Annotated in this window: 1 pseudogene; it reads left to right on the forward strand. The window is 56.3% G+C overall.

Annotated features, from left to right (window positions below):
* Nucleotides 1-593, forward strand: a pseudogene (locus tag NRB16_RS28985) (ABC transporter substrate-binding protein); the annotation flags it as partial.

The raw sequence follows: 593 nt of genomic DNA on the forward strand, positions 1-593 counted from the left end.
CATTCCGGTTACGACATCGTGGTGCCGTCGAGTCATTTCATGAGTGTCCAGATTCAGCGCGGCGATCTGAAGAAACTGGATAAAAGCCAGCTACCCAACTGGAAAAACCTCAACCCCGTTCTGCTCAAGGTGCTCAGAGGCATCGATCCGGGCAACGAGCATGCTTTCCCCTACCTGTGGGGAACAACCGGGATTGGCTACAACGTGGCCAAGGTCAAGGCTGCCCTGGGCAACGATACGCCGCTCGACTCCTGGGACCTGGTCTTCAAGCCCGAAAACATGAAAAAGCTGGCTCAATGCGGCGTTGCCTTTATCGACAGCGCGCCCAGCGTCCTGCCCATCGCACTCAACTACTTGCAGTTGCCTCCACAAAGCGAAGTCGCCGGGGATTACACCAAGGCCAAAGCGGCCTTGATGGCGATAAAGCCTGACTTGAACTACTTCCTTTCGCCCCACTACATAGCCGATCTGGCGAGCGGCAAGATCTGTGTGGCGGTCGGTTATTCGGGAGATGTACTGCTGGCAGAGCGAAACGCGAAGGAAGCAGGTAGCGGCATCGACATCAACTATGTGATCCCCAAGGAAGGCGCACC

The organism is Pseudomonas sp. LJDD11, from assembly GCF_024584215.1.
Taxonomy (GTDB): domain Bacteria; phylum Pseudomonadota; class Gammaproteobacteria; order Pseudomonadales; family Pseudomonadaceae; genus Aquipseudomonas.